Source organism: Micromonospora sp. S-DT3-3-22 (assembly GCF_015354745.1).
GTDB lineage: Bacteria > Actinomycetota > Actinomycetes > Mycobacteriales > Micromonosporaceae > Micromonospora > Micromonospora wenchangensis.
In genome coordinates this window covers 53,576-74,170 of sequence record NZ_JACGMO010000021.1, presented here as the reverse complement: position 1 = coordinate 74,170, position 20,595 = coordinate 53,576, and the positions used below count along the sequence as shown (strand labels likewise).

Sequence of the window (20,595 nt, the reverse complement as noted above, 5' to 3'; positions counted from 1 at the left end):
ACTCGCCGTGGCGGCCGGCGCCGGCGGCGAAGCGGGCCGCGCCGGCCAGCGCGTCGGCCGCGAGCGAATCCATCCCGTAGGCGAGTTCGGTGGCGAGCGCCTCCGGCTCGGGCCGCTCCTCCCCGGCCAGCACCGACGCCCGGTCGTTGCGCAGGCAGGTCTGCGGGTGCCGGGCGATCTCGGCGGCCAGCCGCTCGGCCGCCGCCCGTGCCTCACCCGGCGCGACCACCCGGTTCACCAGCCCCATCGCGTACGCCTCGTCGGCCGGCACCGGACGGCCGGTGAGGATCAGGTCCATCGCCCGGCTCCGGCCGATCAGCCGGGGCAGCCGCACCGTGCCGCCGTCGATAAGCGGCACCCCCCAGCGTCGGCAGAACACCCCGAGGACCGCGTCCGACTCGGCGACCCGCAGATCGCACCAGAGCGCCAGCTCCAGGCCGCCGGCCACCGCGTACCCGGAGATCGCCGCGATGACCGGCTTGGACAGTGACATCCGGGTCGGACCCATCGGGCCGTCGCCGTCGGGCTCGACCCGGTTGCCGCTCGGCGTGCCGATCGCCTTGAGGTCGGCACCCGAGCAGAACGTGCCGCCCGCACCCCAGAGCACCGCGACCCGGGCGGCCGGGTCGGCCTCGAACGCACGGAACGCGTCGGCGAGCGCCCGTGCGGTCGGCCCGTCGACGGCGTTGCGGGACGCCGCCCGGTCTAAGATCACCGTGGTCACCGCCCCGTCCCGGACAACATGCACCGCCATCCCCCCAGCATCCCGCATCCCCCCGGCCGGGGCGCGCGGTGGTGGGCCGATGTTGCGGTGCCCCGGCGGCGTCGATACCGCTACCTGGCCGCCGTTGAGTCGATCGAGCCAGGGGACCCGGATTGGTGCCGGTCGCCCGGTTTGCGACCCGGTCAGCCGGGAAGTCGGACAGGGTGCGAGCGTTGATGACGAAACTCGAACAGGCCACCGCGCTGGACCGCACCGGAGACCGGTTGCAGCGTGCCGTCCAGGCGACCCTGCGCCCGCAGCGGGTCCGCGACCTGCTGCACGGCGTCTTCCTGGGCCATCCGCTGCACCCGGCGATGGTGCAGGTGCCGGTCGGTGCCTGGATCAGCGCCGCAGTGGTCGACCTGCTCCCCGGCCAACGTCGGGCGGCCACCGCGCTGGTCGCGCTGGGCACCGTGAGCGCGGTTCCCGCAGCCGTGGCCGGGCTCAACGACTGGGCGGAACTCTCCCGGGACCAGCGCCGGGTGGGACTGGTCCACGCCGCCGCCAACACCGTCGGCCTGACCCTGTACGCCGGCTCCCTCGCGGCCCGGTTGACCGGTCGGCACGGCGTCGGGCGGGCACTGGCCTACCTGGGGCTGGGCGCGGCGAGCGCCGGGGCGTACCTCGGTGGGCACCTGGCGTACAAGCAGGGGGCGCAGGTCAGTCAGAGCGTCTCCGAGCTGCACCGGATGGGCGACGGGTGGCGGCCGGTGGCCGAGCTGGCCGGGTTGCCGCAGCGCAAGCTGGTGACCCGCGAGGTGGACGACGTCTCGGTGATCCTCTACCGGCACGGCGACGAGGTCACCGTCATGTTGGAGCGCTGCCCGCACCAGAGCGGCCCGCTCGGCGAGGGCGAGGTACAGGAGATCGACGGGCACACCTGCGTGGTCTGCCCCTGGCACGGCTCGGCGTTCCGGCTCAACGGCGGCGAGGTCGTCCACGGCCCCTCTGCCACCGACCAGCAGATCCTCCCCACCCGCGTGGTCGACGGCACCCTCCAAACCCGCCTCCCCTGACTGTCCCCCTGCCCCCGCCCCCACCTCGCCCCGTTCCACGTCGCCCCGCCCTCGCCTTGGAGGTTGATCAAGAGGTTTGCGTCAAAGTCGATCTTCAACTTGACGCAAACCTCTTGATCACCGGGGCCAACGAGGGCAGCGGACGGTGGGCGGGCGGCAGGGTGGGGCGTTCGGGCGGGGTCAGTCGCGGCGGTGGCGGCCGGTCACCAGGTCCCGGGCGGCGGAGGCGCGGCTGCCCATCGAGCGGCCCGGGGTGCGGCCGGTGGTGCGGCCGGTGGTGGTGCGGTTGGTGGACATCCGGGCGGCGGCGATCCGGGCGGCCGAGGTGCGGCCGGCGGTCACCCGGACGGGGCGGCGACGCAGGCCGAGCACCGCACCGATCTGCGCGCCGACGATGCTCGCCACGGCCAGTACCGCCGAAACGGCCAGCGGCCTGTTGATCGTGTCGTCCGGGGTGGCCCGGGACGCCCCGGCGGCCATCGCCGGTGGCACACCGACCGGCCGTTCGGCGGGCGGTTGGGCGGTCTGCGGGGTGGCCGTCTGCGGCGTGGCCGGTCCGATCTTCCCCGGCTTCGGGGTGGCCGGACCGGTCGGCTTCGAGGCGGCGGGCCCCGTCGGCTTCGGGGTGGCGGGTCCGGTCGGCTTGCCCGGGGTGGCAGGCGCACCCTGGTGCTGCGGGTCGGCCTGGCCGCCGGGGGTGGTGGCGGGCGGGCGCGGGGACGGCTTGCGGGGCGTACCCGGGACGAGGTGGCCGCTGGCGTGCCGGCGGGCTCCGGTGTCGTCGGCCTCGGCGGGGAGCCTGATGAGCTGACCCGGCCTGATCCGGTCGGCGTCGTGCAGGTCGTTGAGCCGGGCCACCTCGGGGTAGCGGTCGAAGTCGTCCAGGTAGCGTTCGGCGACCTCGCCCAGGTAGTCGCCCCGGGCCACCCGGTAGACCGGCTTCGCGGCAGGCTTCTCGGCACCGGGGACGGGACCGAGGCCGGTGCCGGGGGCGGCGCTGAGGGCAGCGCCGCCGATGCCGGCGCTGGGGGCGGCACCCAGGCCGGTACGGGAGGTGTCCAGCGTCGTCGCCACCCCGGTACCGGCGGCGGCCGGCATCGGCTGGGTCAGGGTCACCGCCGCGCTCGCCGCCGGACTCGCTGCGATGATCAACGCGACCGAGCCCAGCAGGGCCGCCGCCGCCCGCTGCTGCCGGCGCATACCGGGCAGCCGGGGTGTCTGCCGGCGGGTCACCTGGGCGCCGATCTCCACCAGTACGGAGAAGGCGAACGTCGCCCAGCCGAACCAGCCGACCAGCGCGAGCGCCCGGATGAAGAGCTGTCCGTCGTCGCGGCTGGTCAGTACGGTGCCGACCTCGGTGAGGGTGGGCAGGTGGTCGGGCAGCGGGTTGCCGGCGAAGGCGAGCAGCGCCACCGGCGCGCCGACCAGCAACGCCATCAGGACCACCAGCGACCCGAAGCCGGTGAGCAACTGGCCGGTACGTCGGGCGGTGGAACCACGGGGTGTGGTCATGCTGCCCTCCTTCCTGCGGTCTGCCGGTGCGGGGGCACCGGGTGCGTGGGCCGACGGGTCCGCCGGGCCAGCGGGTTCATGGTCGGTCGGTGAGGGTGCGGGCGGTCGCCTCGCCGGCGACGGTGACGGTGCGGTCCATGCCGATCAGGCCGAGCAGGTGCCGGCGGTAGACGACGGTGACGCGTACCCGGATCTGCTTCTCGCCGGCCACCACCGGGAAGCTGACCTGTTGGCCGGTCACGTCGGAGTTGCCCCGCAGGTACTGCGCGACGGCCGCGCGGGCACCCGGCTCGTCGATCACCTTGGGCCGGCCCTCGATCGCGGCTGCCCGGTCGATCACCTGGCCGCCGCTGCGGGCCGCCTCGGCGGCCAGGTCGTCGGCGCGTTGCAGGGTACGTAGCTGACCCGCGCCGTCGTACGCGACGCCGATCACCGCCAGCACGCCGATCATGGCGACGGCCAGGAACAGGCTGATCCGGCCCTCGTCACCGGTGGGGCGGGCGGTCACTGCCGGCTCCGGTAGCGGTCCAGCGGGGAGCCGAACGTGGCCTCGACCCGCTTGTCGCCCATCGGCAGCCCGGGGAAACGCATCCCGGCGAAGGAGACCGTGCAGCTGACCCGGACCCAGATGCTCACCGGTTCGCCGAGTTGGCTGCGGAACGCCGTGCCCAGCGACGTGTGGTCGGAGTTGCGGGTGGAACCCCAGACCGTGACCTGGGGTGCGCTCGTGCAGTTGAGGCCCCGCCAGTCGAGCTGCCGGCGGGCGGCCGACCGGGCGGCGCTCTCCGCCGTGCCGGCGTCGCGGGCGATCGAGGCGGCCCGCGCGGCGTCGTGGGCCGCCGCCTCCACCGCCTCGTCGGCGACCGCGACCCGGCCGGCCACCCCGGCCAGCATCAGCAGCGCGAGGAACGCCGGGGCGAGCACCGCCACCTCCACCGACACCGATCCCCGGGTACGCCCCGCAGCACGGTCCACCGGCACGTCGCCCGGGATGCGCCCGGCGGCGTGCACGACCATCTCGGCGGGGCAGCCGGATCGCGGGGCGTGGGCGACGGCCCGATCCCCCTGGGCGGGCCGGGTCAACAGGTCACGCCAGGTTCGCCCGGTGCGCCGGGGCGGGTGGCCGGTCACGGGTTCGTCCACCGTTCGACGGTGCCGTGGGCGGTCTGCCGGACGTCGAACCGGACGGCCGGGATGACGCTCAGGGATTTCCCGGTGACCGTGCAGGTCACCTCGGTCGCGGTGGTGGCGCAGGTGGTCTTCGCGCCGACCAGCCAGTCCCCGGCGGCACCCAGGAAGTGCCTGGCGCGGGCCTCGCCCGCCCCGGCCGGCGCCTCCAGGACCCGTTGCGCGTTCACCCCGCTCTGGGCGGCGTGCATCGCCGTCGACCGGGCCACGAACCAGGCGGCGATCTGGATGGAGCCGAAGAGGAGCACCAGCACCGCCGGCATCACCACGGCCAGTTCCACGGGGTTGGCCCCCCGGTCCGTACCCCCGGCGGTGAGCCGGCGGCGGGCGGCCCGACCGGCGGCGCGGAGCCCGGCCGGCACGGCACGCCCGGCGTCGGGTGCGCGCAGGGGTGCGCGCCGGGACCGGGCGGTGGGGGCCGTCCGGTCCCGACACGAGATGGCCAGGGGGATGCGGGTCACGGGTTCGCGATGCTGTTCATCCAACCCTCGGCCTTGGTCTTGACCAGGGCGGTGACTGCGGCTGCGGCAACCACCAGGCCGGCGATGATCACGGCGGTCGGGACGGGACTGTCGCCCCGCTCCGCCTCGCGGCGTAGCTCGGCCAGCCGGGCCACGGTGGTCACGTAGAGGAAGGTGACGAGGTGCATGGCGGGACTCCTTGGGGAGGTGGACTACTCAGAGGCGGGCGACGAACGGATAGAGGACGAACGCCAGCAGCACGAAGACCAGCAGCGAGCCGGGAATGTCCAGCCGGCTGGTGACGCCCTCGGCGCGGGCCAGGTTGTCGGTGCGGATCTGGTCCCGGAGCGACTCGGCGCGGCTGCGCAGCGTCTCGTGCACCTGGGCGCCCTCGCTGCCGGAGGACCGCATGATCGCCCCGACGTCGCCCAACTCCGGGATGCCGATCTTCTCGGCCAGGTCCTGAAGCTCGTCCCAGGGCGAGTGCATCTGCATCTGGGCGATCCGCAGCGACTCCCGGATGCGGGCGAAGACCCAGCCGTCGCAGACCGCCGCCGCGCGCTCCAGCGACTGCACCGGGCCGTGCGCCGCCGACAACTGCAACGCCACCAGGTCCAGGTAGGTGCAGACGGCCGCGCGGAACTCCTCCCGGGCGGTGTCCGCCTTGGCCAGCACCGTGCGGTGCGCGAGCAGCGCACAGACCAGCGCCAACCCCAGACTGCCCAGCACCGGTACGACCACCGGCATGCTCACCCCGGCCAGGAAGAGCAGCGCCCCCGCCACCGTCGGGGTGGCCAACCCGACCAGGGCGGAGAGCAGGATCGACATGGCGTACTGCTCGGGGGTCTGGTCGAGCAGGGCGAGCTGGCGGTGCGGCGGGCTGAGCCAACGGGAGAAACCACCCAGCCAGTCCGGGCCCCGGCTGGCTGCGACGGCGGTGCCCGGGGGTTGGTGCAGCCGGCGCAGGGCGGGGCCGAGCGCCGGGGAGGCCGGCAACGCCTCCCGGACCAGCAGGAACAGGCCGAGCCCGATGGTCGCCCCGCCGAGCACCGCGATGGCGAGCTGCCAGTTGAGGATCACGCGACCACCTCCGCCGGGTCGGGCCTCGGCAGGAACCGGGGCGGCGGCGGGGGCTGGCTCATCGCGCGCACCCAGGCCAGCAGGCCGATGAACGCCGCCCCGAGCACCGCCATCAGCACCTGGCCGAACACCGTCCCGTACGGCCGGACGTACTCGGTGTTGATCAGCCCGTACGCCAGCACGGCCAGGGTCATCCCGGTGAGGAAGCGGACCGCGAACCGGGGCTGGGTGCGCTTGGCCTCCACCTCGCGTCGGGTGGCCACCTCGGCGGAGGCGGCCGACGCGATCGAGCCGAGCACGTCACCGAGGCGTTCACCCCGGTCGGTCAGGTGCAGGATCAGCGCCGCGACCACCTGGTCGCAGACCGGGTCACCGATCTCGTCGGCGAACGCCAGCAGGGCGGACCGGGCCGTCCAGCCGGCCTGGAGCCGGGCGGCGAGCAGCCGCACCTCCTCCTGGATCTCGTCCGGGACGGTGGCGATGGTGGTGATGATCGCCTGCTGGAGGCCCTGCCCGGTGCTGGAGACGTCCTTGAGGCGGCGGGTCCACTCGCCGACCGCCTCGATCCGGGTGATCGCCCGCTGTTCGGCCCGGCCCACCGCGAACAGCCACGGCACCCCCGGCACCGCCGCCGCCACGATCAACCCCACCACCGGCAGCCCGGTCAGCAGGAACGCCAGCGCCCCCGCCACCGCCGCCGCGCCCAACATCATCTGGTGCGCCCGCTGGTCCCGCCGGTTGGTGCCCGGGCCGAGCCAGAGCCGGCTCAGCCCGGTGGTCGAGTTCCGGGCCGGCCGGGTCGGCTTGGTGGTGCCGAACAACGCCACCACGGCCAGCACCATCCCGCCGACGCAGGCCGCGCCGGAGACCACCGCGAGCAGTTCGATGGTGCTCATCGGCGTACCGCCGGGGCGAGACGGCTGTGCCGGGGCCGACGCCACGCGCCCGCCCCGGCCTCGATGAAACGGGACAGCAGCCGGGCGTCGTAGCCGACCCGCAACAGTTGACCCCGGACCCGTTCCGGCAGGTGGCGGGGGATGGCCCGGCCGTCCGGGCCGGGCCCGAACACGGTGGTGGTGGTGATCCGGTTGGCGTCGCCGACCCCGATCACCTCCTCCACGTGGGAGACGAACCGGTGCTTGCGTCCGCCGATCGCGGTCTCGTCCTCGACCGTCACGTAGACGATCAGGTCGAGGGCGTTGCCGGCCATCCGGCGGGCCTGGTCGACGGTCATCTCCCGGCCGTGCGCCAACGCCAGCTCGATGATCCGCTCGCTCACCCCGGCCGGGGTACGGGCGTGGATGGTGCACATCGAGCCCCGGCTGGTGGTCATCGCCTGGAGCATCGGCACGATCTCCCGGGACCGGACCTCACCCACGATGATCCGCAGCACGCCCATCCGCAGCGACACCGGGATCAGGTCGGCGATGCTCACCTCACCGGCCGGCCGGCCGTCCAGCCCGCGTTCGCCGTGCCCCTCCCGGGACTCGAAGCTCATCACCGCCCGGTGCTTGTCCCCGCGCCGGGCCGGCAGCAGCTCCCGGCTCTCCTCCAGCAGCACGTACGGCTCGTCGGGCGGGATCTCGTCCATCAGCGCCCGGATGACCGTGGTCTTGCCGGCCCCGGCCAGCCCGGCGACCATGATGTTCAACCCGGCCCGCATGGACGCGCGGAGGAAGTCGCGCAACAGCGGGTCGATCATCTCGTCCAGATCGGGGCGGCTGCCGGCCAGGTCGTCGAGGCTGACGTCCAGCGTGTTGTGCTTACGGATCACCGCGTAGGGGCGGTGGCTGACCAGGAACACCGCCGCCAACCGGCTGCCGTCGGGCAGTTGCAGGTCCAGCGTCGGCTTCGAGGTGGACAACGACCGCTCGGTGGCCCCGGCCCGGCGGGCCGCCGCCTGGAGGATCTCCACCAGCTCGTCGTCGCTGTCGGCGATCGGCTCACCCCAGTCGACGCCACCGCCGTGCCGGGTGATGCGCACCTGGTCGCAGCCGAGGATGTGCACCTCCTCGATGGTGTCGTCGACCAGCAGGGTCTGTAGCCGGCCAAGCCCGACCAGTTCGGCGGTCACCTGGTCGAGCAGGGTCCGTTCCTCGTCGGCGCTGAGCGGGGTGCCGGCCCGGCGTACCGCGTCGGCGTAGCCGGAGACCACGGCGACGGCGAGCCGGGCCCGCTCGACCTCCTCGGCGTCGGCGTCGAACTCCCGGCCGCGCTGCCACTGGGTGAGCCGTTCGCTCAACTCCCGACGCAGCTCGCGGACCACCGCGAAGTCCACCTTCGGCCGGGGAGGCGCGGTCGGCGCGGGCGTCGGCGGGGCGGTGGCCGGCGGCGTCGACGGGGCGGGGGCGTAGTGCCGGCCGTTCACCGGGGCCAGTGGCGGCATCGTGGAGGTGACCCCGGGCGGCGGGGTACGCGGGTCGTGGGAGACCGGCTCAAACCGCATCCGGCACCCCCTGCGCCGGGGCCGGCCAGGCCAACCGGGCCCGCCGCTGCTCCAGCAGCTCCCGTACCGGGGCCTCCAACGCGGTCGCCGCGCGCATCAGCGGCCGTCCGGCGCGGACCGTGCCGCCGAAGCTGAGCGCCTGTGCGGTACGCGGGTCCTCCGGCAACCGGGCGATCACCGGCACCCCCAGGGCCTTACCGATCTCGGCTTTGCCGTGCCCGTCGCCGACCACCACCAGCCGCAGCGTGCCCGGGGGCACCCGGTGGTCGGTGAAGTCCCGTTCGATGGCCCGGATCATCGACCGGGTGCCGGACAGGCCGGGCAACTGCGCCCGGGTCACCAGCAGCACCACGTCGGCGGCGCGCAGCAGCGGCCAGGGCGGCCCGAAGACCTGGAGCCGACCACAGTCGACGATCACGTCGTAGCCGGGGCGGCCCTTCTCCAGGGTGCGGAAGAAGTCGGCGAACCGCTGCCACAGCGGCGCGACGCTGCCGGCCTGCGCCGGGTCCACCACGCCGGGCAGCAGCAGCCGCTCCCGCCTCGGCGCGTCCAGGTCGACCAGTTGCGACCAGAACGTCGACTCCAGGCTGCCGTCGCGCAGCTCACGCACGGCCAGCTCGCCGATGCCGCGCGGCCCGTCGAGCTGGCCGCCCAGGTAGCCGGCGAGCACCGAGCCGCCGGCCGGGTCGCACTCGGCGAGCACCAGCCGCCGGTGCCAGCTCAAGGTGCAGGCCAGCGCCGTGGTGGTGACGCCGGGCGACCCCTTCGCCGAGACCAGCGCGATGATGGCCATGGTCAGGCCGCCTCGGTCAGCACGAGGGCGATCCGCTCCTGCGCGGCCAGCACCACCACCGCCGGGACGTCCCGGACCGCGAGCGCCAGGTAGATCACCACGTCGTCGTTCTCCGGGGTGAGGGTGTCGATCACCGTGGCGGTGAACCGGGTCGACGACGGCGTGTTGTCGGAATCCTCGTCCGGGGTGCTGACCAGCAACACCTTGTCACCGGGGTGCAGCTTGCGGGCCGGCACCTTGCTCGGCTCCAGGCCCAGCGCGATCTGCTGCTGCCCCTGGCTGAGCAGCGGGGCGTCGGTGAGCTGCGCCATGGTGAGCAGCGACCCGGGGACCAGCGACACGGCGGCCCGCTTGCCGACCACCTCGTCGCGCTTCTTCGCCGGCACCGGGGACAGCCCCGCGCCCCCGGAGACCTGCACGCTGACCAGGTCGTCGGCGGTCAGGACGCGGCCCACCTCGACCGGGCGGGCGACGGCCAGGTAGCTGCCGGTGGCCCGCACCGAGGTGACCGCGAAGGCCGCGCCGAGACCACCCAACGCGATCAGCAGCACGGCGAGCCCGAGCAGGCCGGGCCGGGTACGGCGCTGCCGGACCACCTTGGGCGGGGCGATCGGCGCATCCACCGGAACTCCATCGCGGGTGGCCAGACTCACTGGACAATCTCCGTTCGCGACTGCGGGGCTCGCAACACCGGCTCACTCCTCGCGCTCACTGGACAATCTCCGTTCGCGACTGCGGGGCTCGCAACACCGGCTCACTCCTCGCGCTCACTGGGCGATCTCCGTTCCGCGACTGCGGGGCTCGCAAAACCGTGGTACAGCCGGCGCTCATCGGGTCACCACCTGGAGTTCCTTGATCTGGATGTCGATGACGCCGCTGGTGCGGGTCTGCGCGATGTCGCCGCTGCGGCCACCGCCGACCCAGTGCACGTTCCAGAAGGTGGTGGCGCTGACCCGGTAGTTGCCGGCCTTGGCGTAACCGTCGTAGCCGCAGGTCGGCGACTTCTTGCCGGCGTTCGGGCCGGTCGCCTTGTACGGCGTGCCGGGAGTCCGGCAGGTGATCTTCTTGCCGTTGCCCATGTCCCACACGGTCCGTTGCACCCGGGCGGTGATGGTGACGGTCAGGCCCCGGTCGCTGGCCGAGGCGTAGAGCGGGCCGAAGTAGTTCCGACCGGTGCTGGCCCACATCCAGACCGGCAGGCCGACCAGGCCGGGGCCCACGCTGCGCCGGGGGGCCACCGAGGTCCGGGGCGGCAGCAGGCTGATCGAGGCGAGCGCCCGGCGGGCCAGTTCCTCCGGGTCGGGCGGGGTGCCGAACCCCGGCGGCGGCTCGTCGCGCAGCACCGTCGACTGCGCGCCCAGATCACCGCCGTTGCAGGTCTGGACGTACCACACCTGGCCCTCGGGGGCTTCCTCCTGCGGCTCGGCGACCTTGTAGTAGCAGCCGCTGGCGTTGTCGAACCAGCCGAGTTGCGGGTTGTAGCAGGGCAGCGGCTTGCCGTTCCACTGGCACTTCGGGGTGGCGCCGGGGCTGTTCGGGCTGCCCGGTCCGGTGCCACCGCCCGGGTCACCGGGGGTGCCCGGGTCGTCGTCCCAGATGCTGCAGTCGTTCTGGCCCGGTGGACACTCCACCCCCGGGCCGGCCGCCTGCACCGGGGCCGGTGGCGCGGCCACGGCCACCAGCGCGGCCAGCAGCAGGCCGGCGAGCACCCGGCGGGGCAGGCCGCCGACGGGTCGGAGCAGACGGCGGGCGGCGGGCTCGGGGCCGGCCGGGGGCAGGGTGGCGGAATGGGTCGGCACGGGCGTTCCTTCCCGGGTCAACATGGCTGGTCCTCGTGGGCGGCACCGGCGTTGATCAGCCAGCGGCCGTCCGGGTAACGGGTCGCGGTGGCGGTCGCCAGGTGCCGGGTGCCGGCCGAGCCGGGCACCACCCGCTTGTCCTTGCGGTAGACCAGCCGGTAGCCGGTGGCGTCCAGGCAGTCCTGGATCTCCACCGTCGCCGGGCGGCCGTCGAGGCTGACCGAGGTGACGGAGGGCTCCGACTTCAACGTCCCGGTGCGGATGGCGCCGTGCCGGCGGGCGTCGTCGATCGCCACCCGGACCCGGGTGAGCAGCGGGTCGCCCAGGAACCGGGTCAGCTTCGGATAGAAAGGGTCGCTGTCCCGGCTCGCCTCCCGGGAGGCTTCCAGGTATCCGGCGTACGCGGCCAGCGCGGCCCGCTCGGCCGCCTTTTCCGCCTCGGTGGTTGGGCGGTCGTCGCTGGCCGGTCGGGGGGCGGGGCCGGAGGTCGTCTCCGGCGGGTCCGCGCAGCCGGCGAGGGCGGCCACCACGGCGACGACCAGGCAGCTGGTCCAGTGGCGGGATCGCCCTGTACGCATTGCCGTGCCCTCCTCGGTGGCACCCGGTGGCGACGATCGTGGCGGCCTCCGGGCATGCGGCGGTACTCCGGGATGATGTCGATCGGACAGTTCCGGGTGCTGCGGCATTTACCTGTGCGGATCTGTGCGGATGGGTGGGTTCTGGCGTCCGACGCGGCTGCTCGGGGTTGCGTCGTACCCAAGGGGCGAGCATAGGCTGACGTGCGCCGATGCAACAGAGGCAATTCATCCGAGCACTCACCGTGATGGGCAGGAGTGACCGAAGGTGGGCGATGTCCAGGGTGTCCGGCCGGTGCCACCGGTGCCCACCGATCGCGGGCCGGTGCCCACCGATCGGGTCGGCCCGGTCGGCGAACCGCCTGCGTCGCCGGAGGATATGGGACGGGTCGAGCGGGCTGGTCCGATCCGTTCCCCGAAGGTCGCGGTCGATGCCCCGGAAGCGCCCGGCGGGGTGGGGGATGCTCAGGTCTCCACTGAGGACGCCGACCTGATATCGGACCGTTACGTCGACCCCGTCCGGACGTCACGCTCCGTGTCCGTCCTCCGCCGACTGGCCGGGGCGCTGACGGTCGCGCCGGTGCTGCGGCTCGCGGTCGCCCGGTACGCCGTACCCCCGGGGGTGGCCGACCGGGTGGGGTGCGACGGCTGCGGCGCCGCGGTCGGGCTGGACCGGCCGCTGCCGGCGCTCGGGCCGACGGCCCGCTGCCCGGCCTGCGCGGGCCGGGTCGGTGCCGCGCCGTTCGCGGTCGAGGCGCTGCTGGTGGTGGCCGCGGCGGTGCTGGTGCTGGTCGACGGGCCGCTGGGCGAGCGGGTCGCGCTGGCCTGGTGGCTCGGCTGCGCGGTCCCGCTCGTACTCGTGGACCTGGCGGTGCATCGGCTGCCGGACCGGCTCACCTGGCCCGCCGCCGTCGGCACCTGGGCGTTGCTCGGGGTGGCCGCGGCGACCGGGGCGGGTGCCGGGGCGTGGCTGCGGGCGGTGACCGCCGGGGTGGCGCTCGGTCTGGCCTTCGCCACCACCACGCTGCTGCTCGGCCGGCGGGGTTTCGGCCTGGGCGACGCCAAGCTCGCGCTCGGGGTGGGGGCGTTGCTCGGCTGGCAGGGGTGGGGGGTGGTGGTGACCGGGCTGGTGCTGACCTTCCTGCTGTCGGCGCTGGTCGGGGTGGTGCTGCTGGCCAGTCGCCGGGTCGGGTGGTCGAGCCACCTGCCGTTCGGGCCGTTCCTGGTCGCCGGCACCTGTGCCGCGCTCCTGCTGGTCGGCTGACCCGGCTCAGCCGACCCGCTGACCCCGGTCGACCTCCCGGGCGGCCGGGTCGGCGTGCCGGCGCAGCATCTCGGCGAGGGGCCGGGCCGCCGGGAGGGTGACCAGCAGGGTCACCGCCAGGCCGAGCAGCAGGCCGGCGAGGACGTCGTGCGGGTAGTGCACGCCCACGAAGACCCGGGAGAACGCGGCGAGCAGGGCCAGCGGGGCGGCCAGCAGACCCCACCGTGGGGACAGCAGCAGGACGGCGGTGGCCAGCGCCCCGGCGATCGTGGCGTGGTTGCTCGGGAAGGACCAGTCACCGGTCGGCGGGCACGGTGCGGCCAGGATGGTGACCGCCCCCCGGCAGGGCCGCTCCTCGTCGACGAGCGACTTGAGTAGCTCGCTGCACCCGTACGCCAGGATGACGGTGGCCGGCGCGACCAGGGCGAGAGCCCGGCCCCACGGGTCTGGCCGGCGCAGCCGGGGCACGGCGACGGCCACCAGCATCAGGCCGAGCAGCAGGATCACCGCCTCGGTGAAGTGCACCGCGAACCACTGCGCCGGGGCCGGGGCGGCATCGGCCACGTCGACGACGTCGCGGTACCACTCTTCGCTGATATCGGGAATGTCTGTGGCAATCGTCTGGTTCATCACTCACCTCACCAAAGTGTCATACCTCTTTTAGGCCCATCGGGGCACAGGAAACGGGTGGACCGGTCACATGGTGCGCGATGCCGGAGCGGACCCCCGCCCCCGTCACAGCGAGTTCACAGCGGCCCCCGCGATTGGCCGCCCACCGCCGCCGGGTACCTCCCCGCCGTGCAGACGGACGAGACCTGGCAGATCCGGCGGACCGCCACCGACCTGGACCGGCTCGGCGAGACCGAGTCGGTGTTCGCCCTGTCCAACGGCTGGGTGGGCTGGCGGGGCACCCTCGACGAGGGCCAGCCCTACGGCATGCCGGGCAGCTACCTCAACGGGTTCCACGAGCGGCGGCGACAGAGCTACCCCGAGGACGGGTACGCCTTCCCGCAGGAGAGCGACACCGTGATCAGCGCGCCCAACGCCGCCCTGATCCGGCTCTGGGTGGCCGGCGAACCCCTCGACCTGCGCACCGGCACCGTCCGCGCCCACGAGCGCACCCTCGACCTGCGGGCCGGCGTGGTGGAACGGCACACCGAGTGGATCTCACCGGCCGGGCACGGGGTACGGGTCCGCAGCACCCGGCTGGTCTCGCTGCCCCGGCACGCCGTCGCCGCCGTCCGCTACGAGATCGAACCGTTGGACGACCGGCCGGTCGAGATCCGGGTCTGCTCGGACGTGCTGGCCAACGAGCGGGTGCCCGAACGCGCCGACGACCCCCGGGCCGCCTCGGTCGTGCACGACCCGCTCGACGCCGAGCTGCACCGCCCCGACGGCCACCGGGGCGTGCTGGTGCACCGCACCGACCGCAGCGCCCAACGGGTCGCCGTCGCGGTCACCCACGAGACGGACGCCCCGGCGGGGTTCACCGACGGCGATGACCACACCCCGGACCGGCTGCGCACGACCGTCGAGGGCCGGCTCGCTCCGGGCGAGCGGCTCCGCCTGACCAAGTACGCCGCGTACGAGTGCGCCGCGGTCGACGGCGGCACCCCCGACGAGCTGGCCGACCTGGTCACCGCCGAGGCCGACGCCGCCCGCCGGCACGGGTTCGACGCGCTCCTGGCCGACCAGCGGGCCGTGCTCGACGGGCGGTGGCGCACCGCCGACGTGGAGATCGACGGCGACCCGGAACTCCAGCAGGCCGTCCGGTTCTCCGTGTTCCACCTGCTCCAGGCGGGCCGGGTCGACGGCGACCGGACCATCGCGGCGAAGGGACTCACCGGCAACGGTTACGACGGGCACGTGCTGTGGGACACCGAGAGCTACGTGCTGCCGGTGCTGACGTACCTGCTGCCCGGGGTGGCCCGGGGCGCGCTGCGCTGGCGGCACGCCCACCTGCCGCAGGCCCGGGAGCGGGCCGCCGAGCTGCGGCTGACCGGGGCCACCTTCCCCTGGCGGACCATCGGCGGCCGGGAGTGCTCCGGCTACTGGCCGGCCGGCACCGCCGCCCTGCACGTCAACGCCGACATCGCCGACGCGGTGCTGCGCTACGTCACGGTCACCGGCGACCAGGAGTTCCTCGCCGACACCGGGCTGGAACTGCTGGTCGAGACGGCCCGGCTGTGGGCCGGCTACGGCCACTGGTCCGACGACGGCGCGTTCCACGTCACCGGCATCACCGGCCCCGACGAGTACGCCGCCCTGGTCGACGACAACGTCTTCACCAACCTGATGGTCCGGCGCAACCTGCGGGGCGCCGCCGACGCTGCCGGACGGTACCCGGAGCGGGCCGCCGCGCTCGGCGTCGACCCGGCGGAGATCGCCGGCTGGCGGGCCGCGGCCGACGCCGTGCACCTGCCCTACGACCACAAGCGCGGGGTGCACCAGCAGGCGGCGGGCTTCACCGGGCAACCCGAGTGGGACTTCGCGGCGATGACCGACGACGACTACCCGCTGCTGCTGCACTACCCCTACCTGGAGCTGTACCGGCGGCAGGTGGTCAAGCAGGCCGACCTGGTGCTGGCCATGCAGCGCTGCCCGGGGGAGTTCACCGCCGAGGCCAAGGCCCGCAACTTCGCCTACTACCAGGCCCGTACCGTCCGCGACTCGTCGCTGTCCGCCGGCTCCCAGGCGGTGCTCGCCGCCGAACTGGGCCACCTGGACCTGGCGTACGACCTGTTCGCCGAGGCGGCACTGCACGACCTCGCCGACCTCGGCGACAAGACCGGCGACGGGCTGCACCTGGCCGCGCTGGCCGGGACGTGGACGGCGGTGGTGGAGGGCTTCGGCGGGCTGCGCGACGACACCGGCGAGTTGTCGTTCGCCCCCCGGCTGCCGGCCCGGATCGACCGGCTCACCTTCCACCTGCGCTGGCACGGGCAGCGGCTGCGGGTCACGCTGACCCGCGACGGGGCCCGCTACGAACTGCCCGACGCCGACCCGGAGACGACCGTTGCGCTGCGGCACGCCGGGGAACCGGTCACGGTCACCGGCGCGGCGGCGGTCACCCGGCCCCTGCCGCAGGTGCCCGACCCGGGGCCGGAACCGCCGTCACCGCACGGCCGGCGGCCCGCCCGCCGGGCTTGACCCGCCCCGCATCCGCTCCCGTACCACCGCCAGCTCCTCGAAGGCGTACGCCCAGTTGTGGCACTTGAAGCTGCGCAGGCCGGTGACCGGGGTGTGACAGTCGAGGCAGTGCACCCCGGCGATCGCGTCCGGGATCTCGGTGTTGACGTAGCGGCGGTCACCGAGGATCACCGTGGCGATCATCAGCGGGTCGTGCACCCCCTTGAGGGCCGAGGCGACGATGTCCAGCCAGGTGGTCCGGCGTCCGCACTTGGAGCAGTCCGGCTCGTCGCCGCTGACCCACAGGGGCGCGCCGATGCTCTGCGCCGGCATCCCGAGCAGCTTCTCCAGCCGGCGTACGTCGTGTTCCGGGGTGGTCCAGCGGTGCCGCCCCGGCAGCGAGGCGGGTGAGTCGTACACGGCCCGGAACAGGGCCGGGTCCACCTCCACGGTCTCCCGGGCAGTGTTCATCGGATGCCTCCTCGCCGACAGTCGGTGTCACCGTCATACCGGCAGGTGACGGTCGTGTGCTGCCGGCTCGCCGACACGGGGGGTCAACATGTCGTCGCCCCGGGTGCTAGACATCAGGGCGCGGGGTGCCCGCCGCCCGGCGGCGGGTCGTCCCGCAGCGACGACGCGAGTGGAGGGAGAGGGCCGGTGACCGCGCCGACCGACGCCGAGCAGGGACCGAACGTGGCCCGGATGTACGACTACTACCTCGGCGGGTGCCACAACTTCGCCGCCGACCGGGCCGCCGCCGAGCAGATCCTGCGGATCTTCCCGGACACCGGGATCGCCGCCCAGGCCAACCGGCACTTCCTGCGCCGGGCCGTCCGGCACGCCGCCGAGCTGGGCGTACGCCAGTTCCTCGACATCGGTGCCGGGCTGCCCACCCAGGGCAACGTGCACGAGATCGTCCGTCAGGTCGCCCCGGACTCGACGGTGGTCTACGTCGACTACGACGAGGTCGCCGTCACGCACGCCCGGCGGCTGCTGCCGACCGACGGGCGGACCACCGTCGTCCGGGGTGACCTGCGCCGGCCGGACGAACTGCTGGCGCACCCCGACGTCCGGGCGGCGATCGACCTCGACCGTCCGGTGGCCGTGCTGCTGGTGGCGGTGCTGCACTTCGTCACCGACGCCGAGCAGCCGTGGGACGCCGTCGCCCGGCTGCGGGACGCGACGGTTTCCGGTAGCCCGCTGGTCGTCTCCCATCTCACCACCGACGGTGCCCCGCCGCTGCCCACCCAGCAGGGGCAGGCGGTCTACCAGCGCAGCAGCGCCCCGCTGGTGCCCCGCCCGCACGCCGACGTGCTGCGCTTCCTCGACGGCTACGACCTGGTCGATCCGGGGCTGGTCCGGGTGGCCGAGTGGCGGCCCGACGGGGAACCCCGGGAGCGGATCTCCCACGGCTACGCCGGGATGGGCCTGCGCCGCTGACCGCCGGACCGGGCCGGCCGCACGACGGGCCCGCCGTTCCCGGGCCGGCCGCCCGGTCCGCCGCCACCGGTCCGGCCGGTCCGGTGGTGGTCAGGGTGGGGTGGGCAGCAGAAGGGTGCGCACCCCGTGCAGGCCGTCCTCGGCGCGGCGGTGCGCCTCGGCGGCGTCGGCCAGCGGGAGCGTCTCGACGGTCCGGGCCCGCAGCCGGCCGTCGGCCAGCAACGCGTTGATCGCCCGCGCCGCGTCGGCCAACTCGGCGACGGTGGCGTGCGAGATCACGAAGCCCAGCACCGCGCCGTCGCGCAGGTACAGCTCACCGGCGGGCAGCGTCGGGGTGGTGCCCAGGCCGGCCAGCACCAGCACCCGGCCCCGGGCGGCGAGCAGGCCGACGGTGCTGGTCAGGTCGTTGACCCCGGCCGCGTCCAGCACCACGTCCACCCCGGACGGGCAGGCCCGGCGGACCTGCGCGGCCCAGTCGGCGTCCCGGTAGTCGATCACCGGCTCCGCGCCGAGAGCGGCGCAGTGGTCGGCGTCGCGGGGGTGCGCGGTGGCCACCACCCGGGCCCCGGCGGCGCGGGCCAGGGTGACCGCGGCGCTGCCCACGTTGCCGCCCGCGCCGATCACCAGCACCACCTCGCCCGGCCGGACCCGGGCATGGGTGACCAGGGCGAGGTAGGCGGTCGCCGCCGGGTGCGCCACCGCCACCGCGGTCAACGGGTCCACCCCGGCCGGCACCGGGTAGAGCCGTTCGGCGGGCACCGCCACCCGCCCGGCGGCGGCACCGGGCCGGCCGGCGTGACCCATGCTGTTGCACCACACCCGGTCACCCGGCGCGAAGCCGGTGACGGCCGTGCCGACCCGCAGCACCGTGCCGGCCAGGTCCCGCCCGATGACGAACGGGAAGGTCAGCGGGGTGCGGAACGCGCCCGAGCGGACGAAGGTGTCCACCCGGTTCACCGGGCTCGCCTCGACCCTGACCAGCACCTCGGTCGGCATCGGTTCGGGCGCGGGCAGCGGGCCGACCCGGATCGACCCGGCCGGCCCGGTGCGGTCCACGTACGCGGCGGTCGTGGTGCCCGGCGCGCCGGGCCGGTCGGTCCGGGGTGTCGGCGGGGCCGACCGGCCCACGCCCGGCGTCGGTCGGGCGGTGGGGCCCCGGCCGGGCCCGGTCGCGCCGGTCACGACGCCACCGCCGGGGTACGCCGGGTGATCCACTGTCCGAGGTGGAGCACCAGCAGGGCCAGTACCGCCCCGGCCGCGCCGAGGGCGTACATGGCGGCCACGCCGGAAGCGAGGGCCGCCCCACCGGCGGTGGTGCCCAGGCCGATGCCGAGGTAGATGGCCGACGAGTTCAGCGACACCACCAGCGGGGCCTGCTGCGGCGCGGCGGCGATCAACCGGTGCTGCTGCGCCGGGGTCTGGCACCAGCTCGCCGCGCCCCACACGCCGACCAGCAGCCCGACCACGGGCATCGGCGCGGACCCGGCGGTGCTGAGCAGCCCGAGAACGCCCAGCGAGACGACCATCGCGGCGTACCCGACGGCCAGCACCGGCACCGCGCCCCACCGGTCGGTGGCGTAGCCGGAGGCGACGTTGCCGACGACCGCACCCGCCCCGTAGAGCAGCAGCATCAGGTTGACCTGGTACGCGCCGACGCCGAGCGCGCCGAGGGTGGGCACCGCGAAGGCGTACACCGTGTAGGCGGCGGCCATCCCGATCACGGTGAGCGGCAGCACGGCGAGCACGGCCGGCCGGCGCAGCGCGGTCAACCGGGCGCGTAGCGGCACCGCCGCTGCACCGGGCAGGGCGGGCATCGCCAGCCGGACGGCCACCGCGACGGCGAGTGCCAGCAGGGCCACCGCGACGAGCGCGGCCCGCCAGCCGAGCCACCGGCCGGTCAGCCCGCCCAGCGGGACGCCCAGCGCGGTGGCGACGGTGAGTCCGCCGATCACCACGGCCAGGGCCCGCCCGCGTAGCGCCGGTGGGACCAGGGAGGCGCCGGCCGCACCCGCGTTCGGGGTGTACGCGGCGGCGCCGGCGGCGGCGACGATCCGCCCGACGATCAGCACCGGCAGCGTGTCGGCGGCGGCCGAGAGCAGGTTGCCGGCGGCGAGCACCAGCAGCGCGGCGACGAGCAGGGTACGGCGTGGCAGCCGGGCGGTCAGGGTGGACAGCACCGGGGCGAGGACCGCGTACGAGATGGCGAAGACCGTCACCGACTGCCCGGCGGCGGCGGTGGAGACCCGCAGCGCGGCGGCCATGTCGGGCAGCAGCCCGGCGACCACGAACGCGTCGGTGCCGACGGCGAAGGTGCCGGTCGCGAGGATCAGCGTGAAGCGCAGGCCCCGGCCGGGCCCGGCGGTGGTGGCCGGCGCCGGGCCGGTGCGGGTGTGCAGGTGGGACATGAGGTCTCCGGATGCGGGACGGCATGCGGCGGCGCGGCGGAGCGCGCCGGGCACGGGATTCGGGTGTGGACGACCACCGGGTGCGGACGGTGGGGGAACCGCCCGCACCCGGCGGCCGGGACCGCGGGGCGGTGGTGCGGTCGCGGGTGGACCCCGGCCGGTCGCGGGTGGACCGTTGGCCGGCGGCGGGTACGTGGGCCGACGGTCGGCCGGCGGGCGCGTGGGTGGCGGCCGGGGCGTCAGCCGCGCAGCAGCGCGTAGCGGCGACGGGTGCGTTCGGCCGCCTCCGCCGGTGCCGAGGCGAGCAGGTCGGCCAGGGTGTGGCCGGCCAGTTCGCGTCGCCAGGCCAGGTCGGCGCGGTGCATGACGGTGCTGATGGCGCACGGGGTGCGGAACTCCGGCGCGGAGGGGTCGACCCCCGCGCCGCGCTGGCGGATCTCGGTGCACCGGAACGGGTTGTCGGCCCCCTCGATCGCCACCGTCACGTCCATCACGGTCACGTCCGCCGGTTGGCGGGCGAGCCGGAACCCACCGCGTGCGCCGGGCACCGACTGGAGGATGCCGGCCCTGGTCAGGGCCTGGAGGCACTTGGTGAGGTAGGCCGGGGGCAGCTCGAACCACTCGGCGAGCCGGACGGCGGGCATCGGGTGTTCGCCGCCGATCCAGGCGAGGGTCAGGCAGCAGTGCAGCCCCCACTCGACCTGCTCGCTCATCCGCATAACCT

Annotated in this window: 22 protein-coding genes; 4 read left to right on the top strand and 18 right to left on the bottom strand. The window is 74.9% G+C overall.

Annotated elements, in window-relative coordinates:
* Positions 1-754: crotonase/enoyl-CoA hydratase family protein (locus H1A17_RS09045; RefSeq protein WP_194821627.1), on the bottom strand; the 754-nt coding region annotated here is incomplete at its 3' end.
* A 173-nt stretch (positions 755-927) separates the two neighbouring features.
* Here H1A17_RS09045 and H1A17_RS09040 point away from each other — a divergent pair.
* The gene (locus tag H1A17_RS09040) at positions 928-1,779 is read left to right on the top strand and encodes a Rieske 2Fe-2S domain-containing protein (RefSeq protein WP_145917347.1); all 852 of its coding nucleotides are present in this window, start codon (positions 928-930) and stop codon (positions 1,777-1,779) included.
* 180 nt (positions 1,780-1,959) lie between these two features.
* Here the strand turns inward: H1A17_RS09040 and H1A17_RS09035 are convergent, their stop codons facing one another.
* From H1A17_RS09035 to H1A17_RS08980, 12 genes are all read right to left on the bottom strand, one after another.
* The gene (locus H1A17_RS09035; RefSeq protein ID WP_228543177.1) at positions 1,960-3,291 is read right to left on the bottom strand and encodes a LysM peptidoglycan-binding domain-containing protein; all 1,332 of its coding nucleotides are present in this window, start codon (positions 3,289-3,291) and stop codon (positions 1,960-1,962) included.
* A 76-nt stretch (positions 3,292-3,367) separates the two neighbouring features.
* Complete coding sequence (locus H1A17_RS09030; protein ID WP_145922502.1) at positions 3,368-3,742, bottom strand: hypothetical protein; 375 nt, start codon at positions 3,740-3,742, stop codon at positions 3,368-3,370.
* 53 nt (positions 3,743-3,795) lie between these two features.
* A complete protein-coding gene (locus H1A17_RS09025; RefSeq protein WP_194821633.1) occupies positions 3,796-4,266 on the bottom strand; it encodes a TadE/TadG family type IV pilus assembly protein in 471 nt (156 codons plus the stop codon).
* A 152-nt stretch (positions 4,267-4,418) separates the two neighbouring features.
* Positions 4,419-4,868: a TadE family protein gene (locus tag H1A17_RS09020; protein WP_228543197.1), complete on the bottom strand. Its 450-nt coding sequence runs from the start codon at positions 4,866-4,868 to the stop codon at positions 4,419-4,421.
* A gap of 68 nt (positions 4,869-4,936) precedes the next feature.
* Positions 4,937-5,128 (bottom strand): hypothetical protein, encoded by a 192-nt coding sequence (locus H1A17_RS09015; RefSeq protein WP_194821626.1) that lies wholly within the window; start codon positions 5,126-5,128, stop codon positions 4,937-4,939.
* A 28-nt stretch (positions 5,129-5,156) separates the two neighbouring features.
* Positions 5,157-6,017 (bottom strand): type II secretion system F family protein, encoded by an 861-nt coding sequence (locus H1A17_RS09010; protein WP_194821632.1) that lies wholly within the window; start codon positions 6,015-6,017, stop codon positions 5,157-5,159.
* Positions 6,017-6,916 carry a type II secretion system F family protein gene (locus H1A17_RS09005; protein ID WP_194821625.1) on the bottom strand — a complete coding sequence of 300 codons (900 nt, stop codon included), beginning with the start codon at positions 6,914-6,916 and terminating at the stop codon, positions 6,017-6,019. The genes H1A17_RS09010 and H1A17_RS09005 overlap by 1 nt, the downstream gene beginning before the upstream one ends.
* Complete coding sequence (locus H1A17_RS09000; RefSeq protein WP_145917352.1) at positions 6,913-8,466, bottom strand: CpaF family protein; 1,554 nt, start codon at positions 8,464-8,466, stop codon at positions 6,913-6,915. The genes H1A17_RS09005 and H1A17_RS09000 overlap by 4 nt, the downstream gene beginning before the upstream one ends.
* Positions 8,456-9,259: a ParA family protein gene (locus tag H1A17_RS08995; protein ID WP_194821624.1), complete on the bottom strand. Its 804-nt coding sequence runs from the start codon at positions 9,257-9,259 to the stop codon at positions 8,456-8,458. The genes H1A17_RS09000 and H1A17_RS08995 overlap by 11 nt, the downstream gene beginning before the upstream one ends.
* A 2-nt stretch (positions 9,260-9,261) precedes the next feature.
* Positions 9,262-9,912 carry an SAF domain-containing protein gene (locus H1A17_RS08990; protein WP_145917354.1) on the bottom strand — a complete coding sequence of 217 codons (651 nt, stop codon included), beginning with the start codon at positions 9,910-9,912 and terminating at the stop codon, positions 9,262-9,264.
* A 174-nt stretch (positions 9,913-10,086) separates the two neighbouring features.
* A complete protein-coding gene (locus H1A17_RS08985; protein WP_375372801.1) occupies positions 10,087-11,082 on the bottom strand; it encodes a hypothetical protein in 996 nt (331 codons plus the stop codon).
* Positions 11,076-11,636 carry a hypothetical protein gene (locus H1A17_RS08980; RefSeq protein WP_194821623.1) on the bottom strand — a complete coding sequence of 187 codons (561 nt, stop codon included), beginning with the start codon at positions 11,634-11,636 and terminating at the stop codon, positions 11,076-11,078. The genes H1A17_RS08985 and H1A17_RS08980 overlap by 7 nt, the downstream gene beginning before the upstream one ends.
* Before the next feature lie 532 nt (positions 11,637-12,168).
* Between H1A17_RS08980 and H1A17_RS08975 the strand changes: the two genes are divergently transcribed.
* Positions 12,169-12,897 (top strand): A24 family peptidase, encoded by a 729-nt coding sequence (locus H1A17_RS08975; protein WP_309236738.1) that lies wholly within the window; start codon positions 12,169-12,171, stop codon positions 12,895-12,897.
* A 6-nt stretch (positions 12,898-12,903) separates the two neighbouring features.
* On the opposite strand, the gene H1A17_RS08970 is transcribed toward H1A17_RS08975, so the two are convergent.
* Positions 12,904-13,527, bottom strand: coding sequence for a phosphatase PAP2 family protein (locus H1A17_RS08970; protein ID WP_145917357.1), 624 nt, complete (start codon positions 13,525-13,527; stop codon positions 12,904-12,906).
* A 168-nt stretch (positions 13,528-13,695) separates the two neighbouring features.
* Between H1A17_RS08970 and H1A17_RS08965 the strand changes: the two genes are divergently transcribed.
* Positions 13,696-16,047: a glycoside hydrolase family 65 protein gene (locus H1A17_RS08965; protein ID WP_194821621.1), complete on the top strand. Its 2,352-nt coding sequence runs from the start codon at positions 13,696-13,698 to the stop codon at positions 16,045-16,047.
* On the opposite strand, the gene H1A17_RS08960 is transcribed toward H1A17_RS08965, so the two are convergent.
* Complete coding sequence (locus tag H1A17_RS08960) at positions 16,012-16,497, bottom strand: hypothetical protein (RefSeq protein WP_194821620.1); 486 nt, start codon at positions 16,495-16,497, stop codon at positions 16,012-16,014. The genes H1A17_RS08965 and H1A17_RS08960 overlap by 36 nt on opposite strands.
* A 186-nt stretch (positions 16,498-16,683) precedes the next feature.
* Between H1A17_RS08960 and H1A17_RS08955 the strand changes: the two genes are divergently transcribed.
* Entirely contained in the window at positions 16,684-17,466 is a 783-nt protein-coding gene (locus H1A17_RS08955) for an SAM-dependent methyltransferase (protein ID WP_309236737.1), read from the top strand.
* Between the two features lie 90 nt (positions 17,467-17,556).
* Here H1A17_RS08955 and H1A17_RS08950 read toward each other — a convergent pair whose 3' ends face one another.
* The 3 genes from H1A17_RS08950 to H1A17_RS08940 all read right to left on the bottom strand — a co-directional run bounded on the left by H1A17_RS08950 (position 17,557) and on the right by H1A17_RS08940 (position 20,584).
* On the bottom strand, positions 17,557-18,648 hold the full coding sequence (locus H1A17_RS08950; protein ID WP_240762535.1) for an NADPH:quinone reductase: 1,092 nt from the start codon (positions 18,646-18,648) through the stop codon (positions 17,557-17,559).
* Complete coding sequence (locus H1A17_RS08945) at positions 18,645-19,871, bottom strand: MFS transporter (protein WP_194821618.1); 1,227 nt, start codon at positions 19,869-19,871, stop codon at positions 18,645-18,647. Before H1A17_RS08945 ends, H1A17_RS08950 begins: the two co-directional genes overlap by 4 nt.
* Before the next feature lie 239 nt (positions 19,872-20,110).
* The gene (locus H1A17_RS08940) at positions 20,111-20,584 is read right to left on the bottom strand and encodes an Rrf2 family transcriptional regulator (protein ID WP_204958567.1); all 474 of its coding nucleotides are present in this window, start codon (positions 20,582-20,584) and stop codon (positions 20,111-20,113) included.
* Between the last annotated feature and the right edge of the window lie 11 nt (positions 20,585-20,595).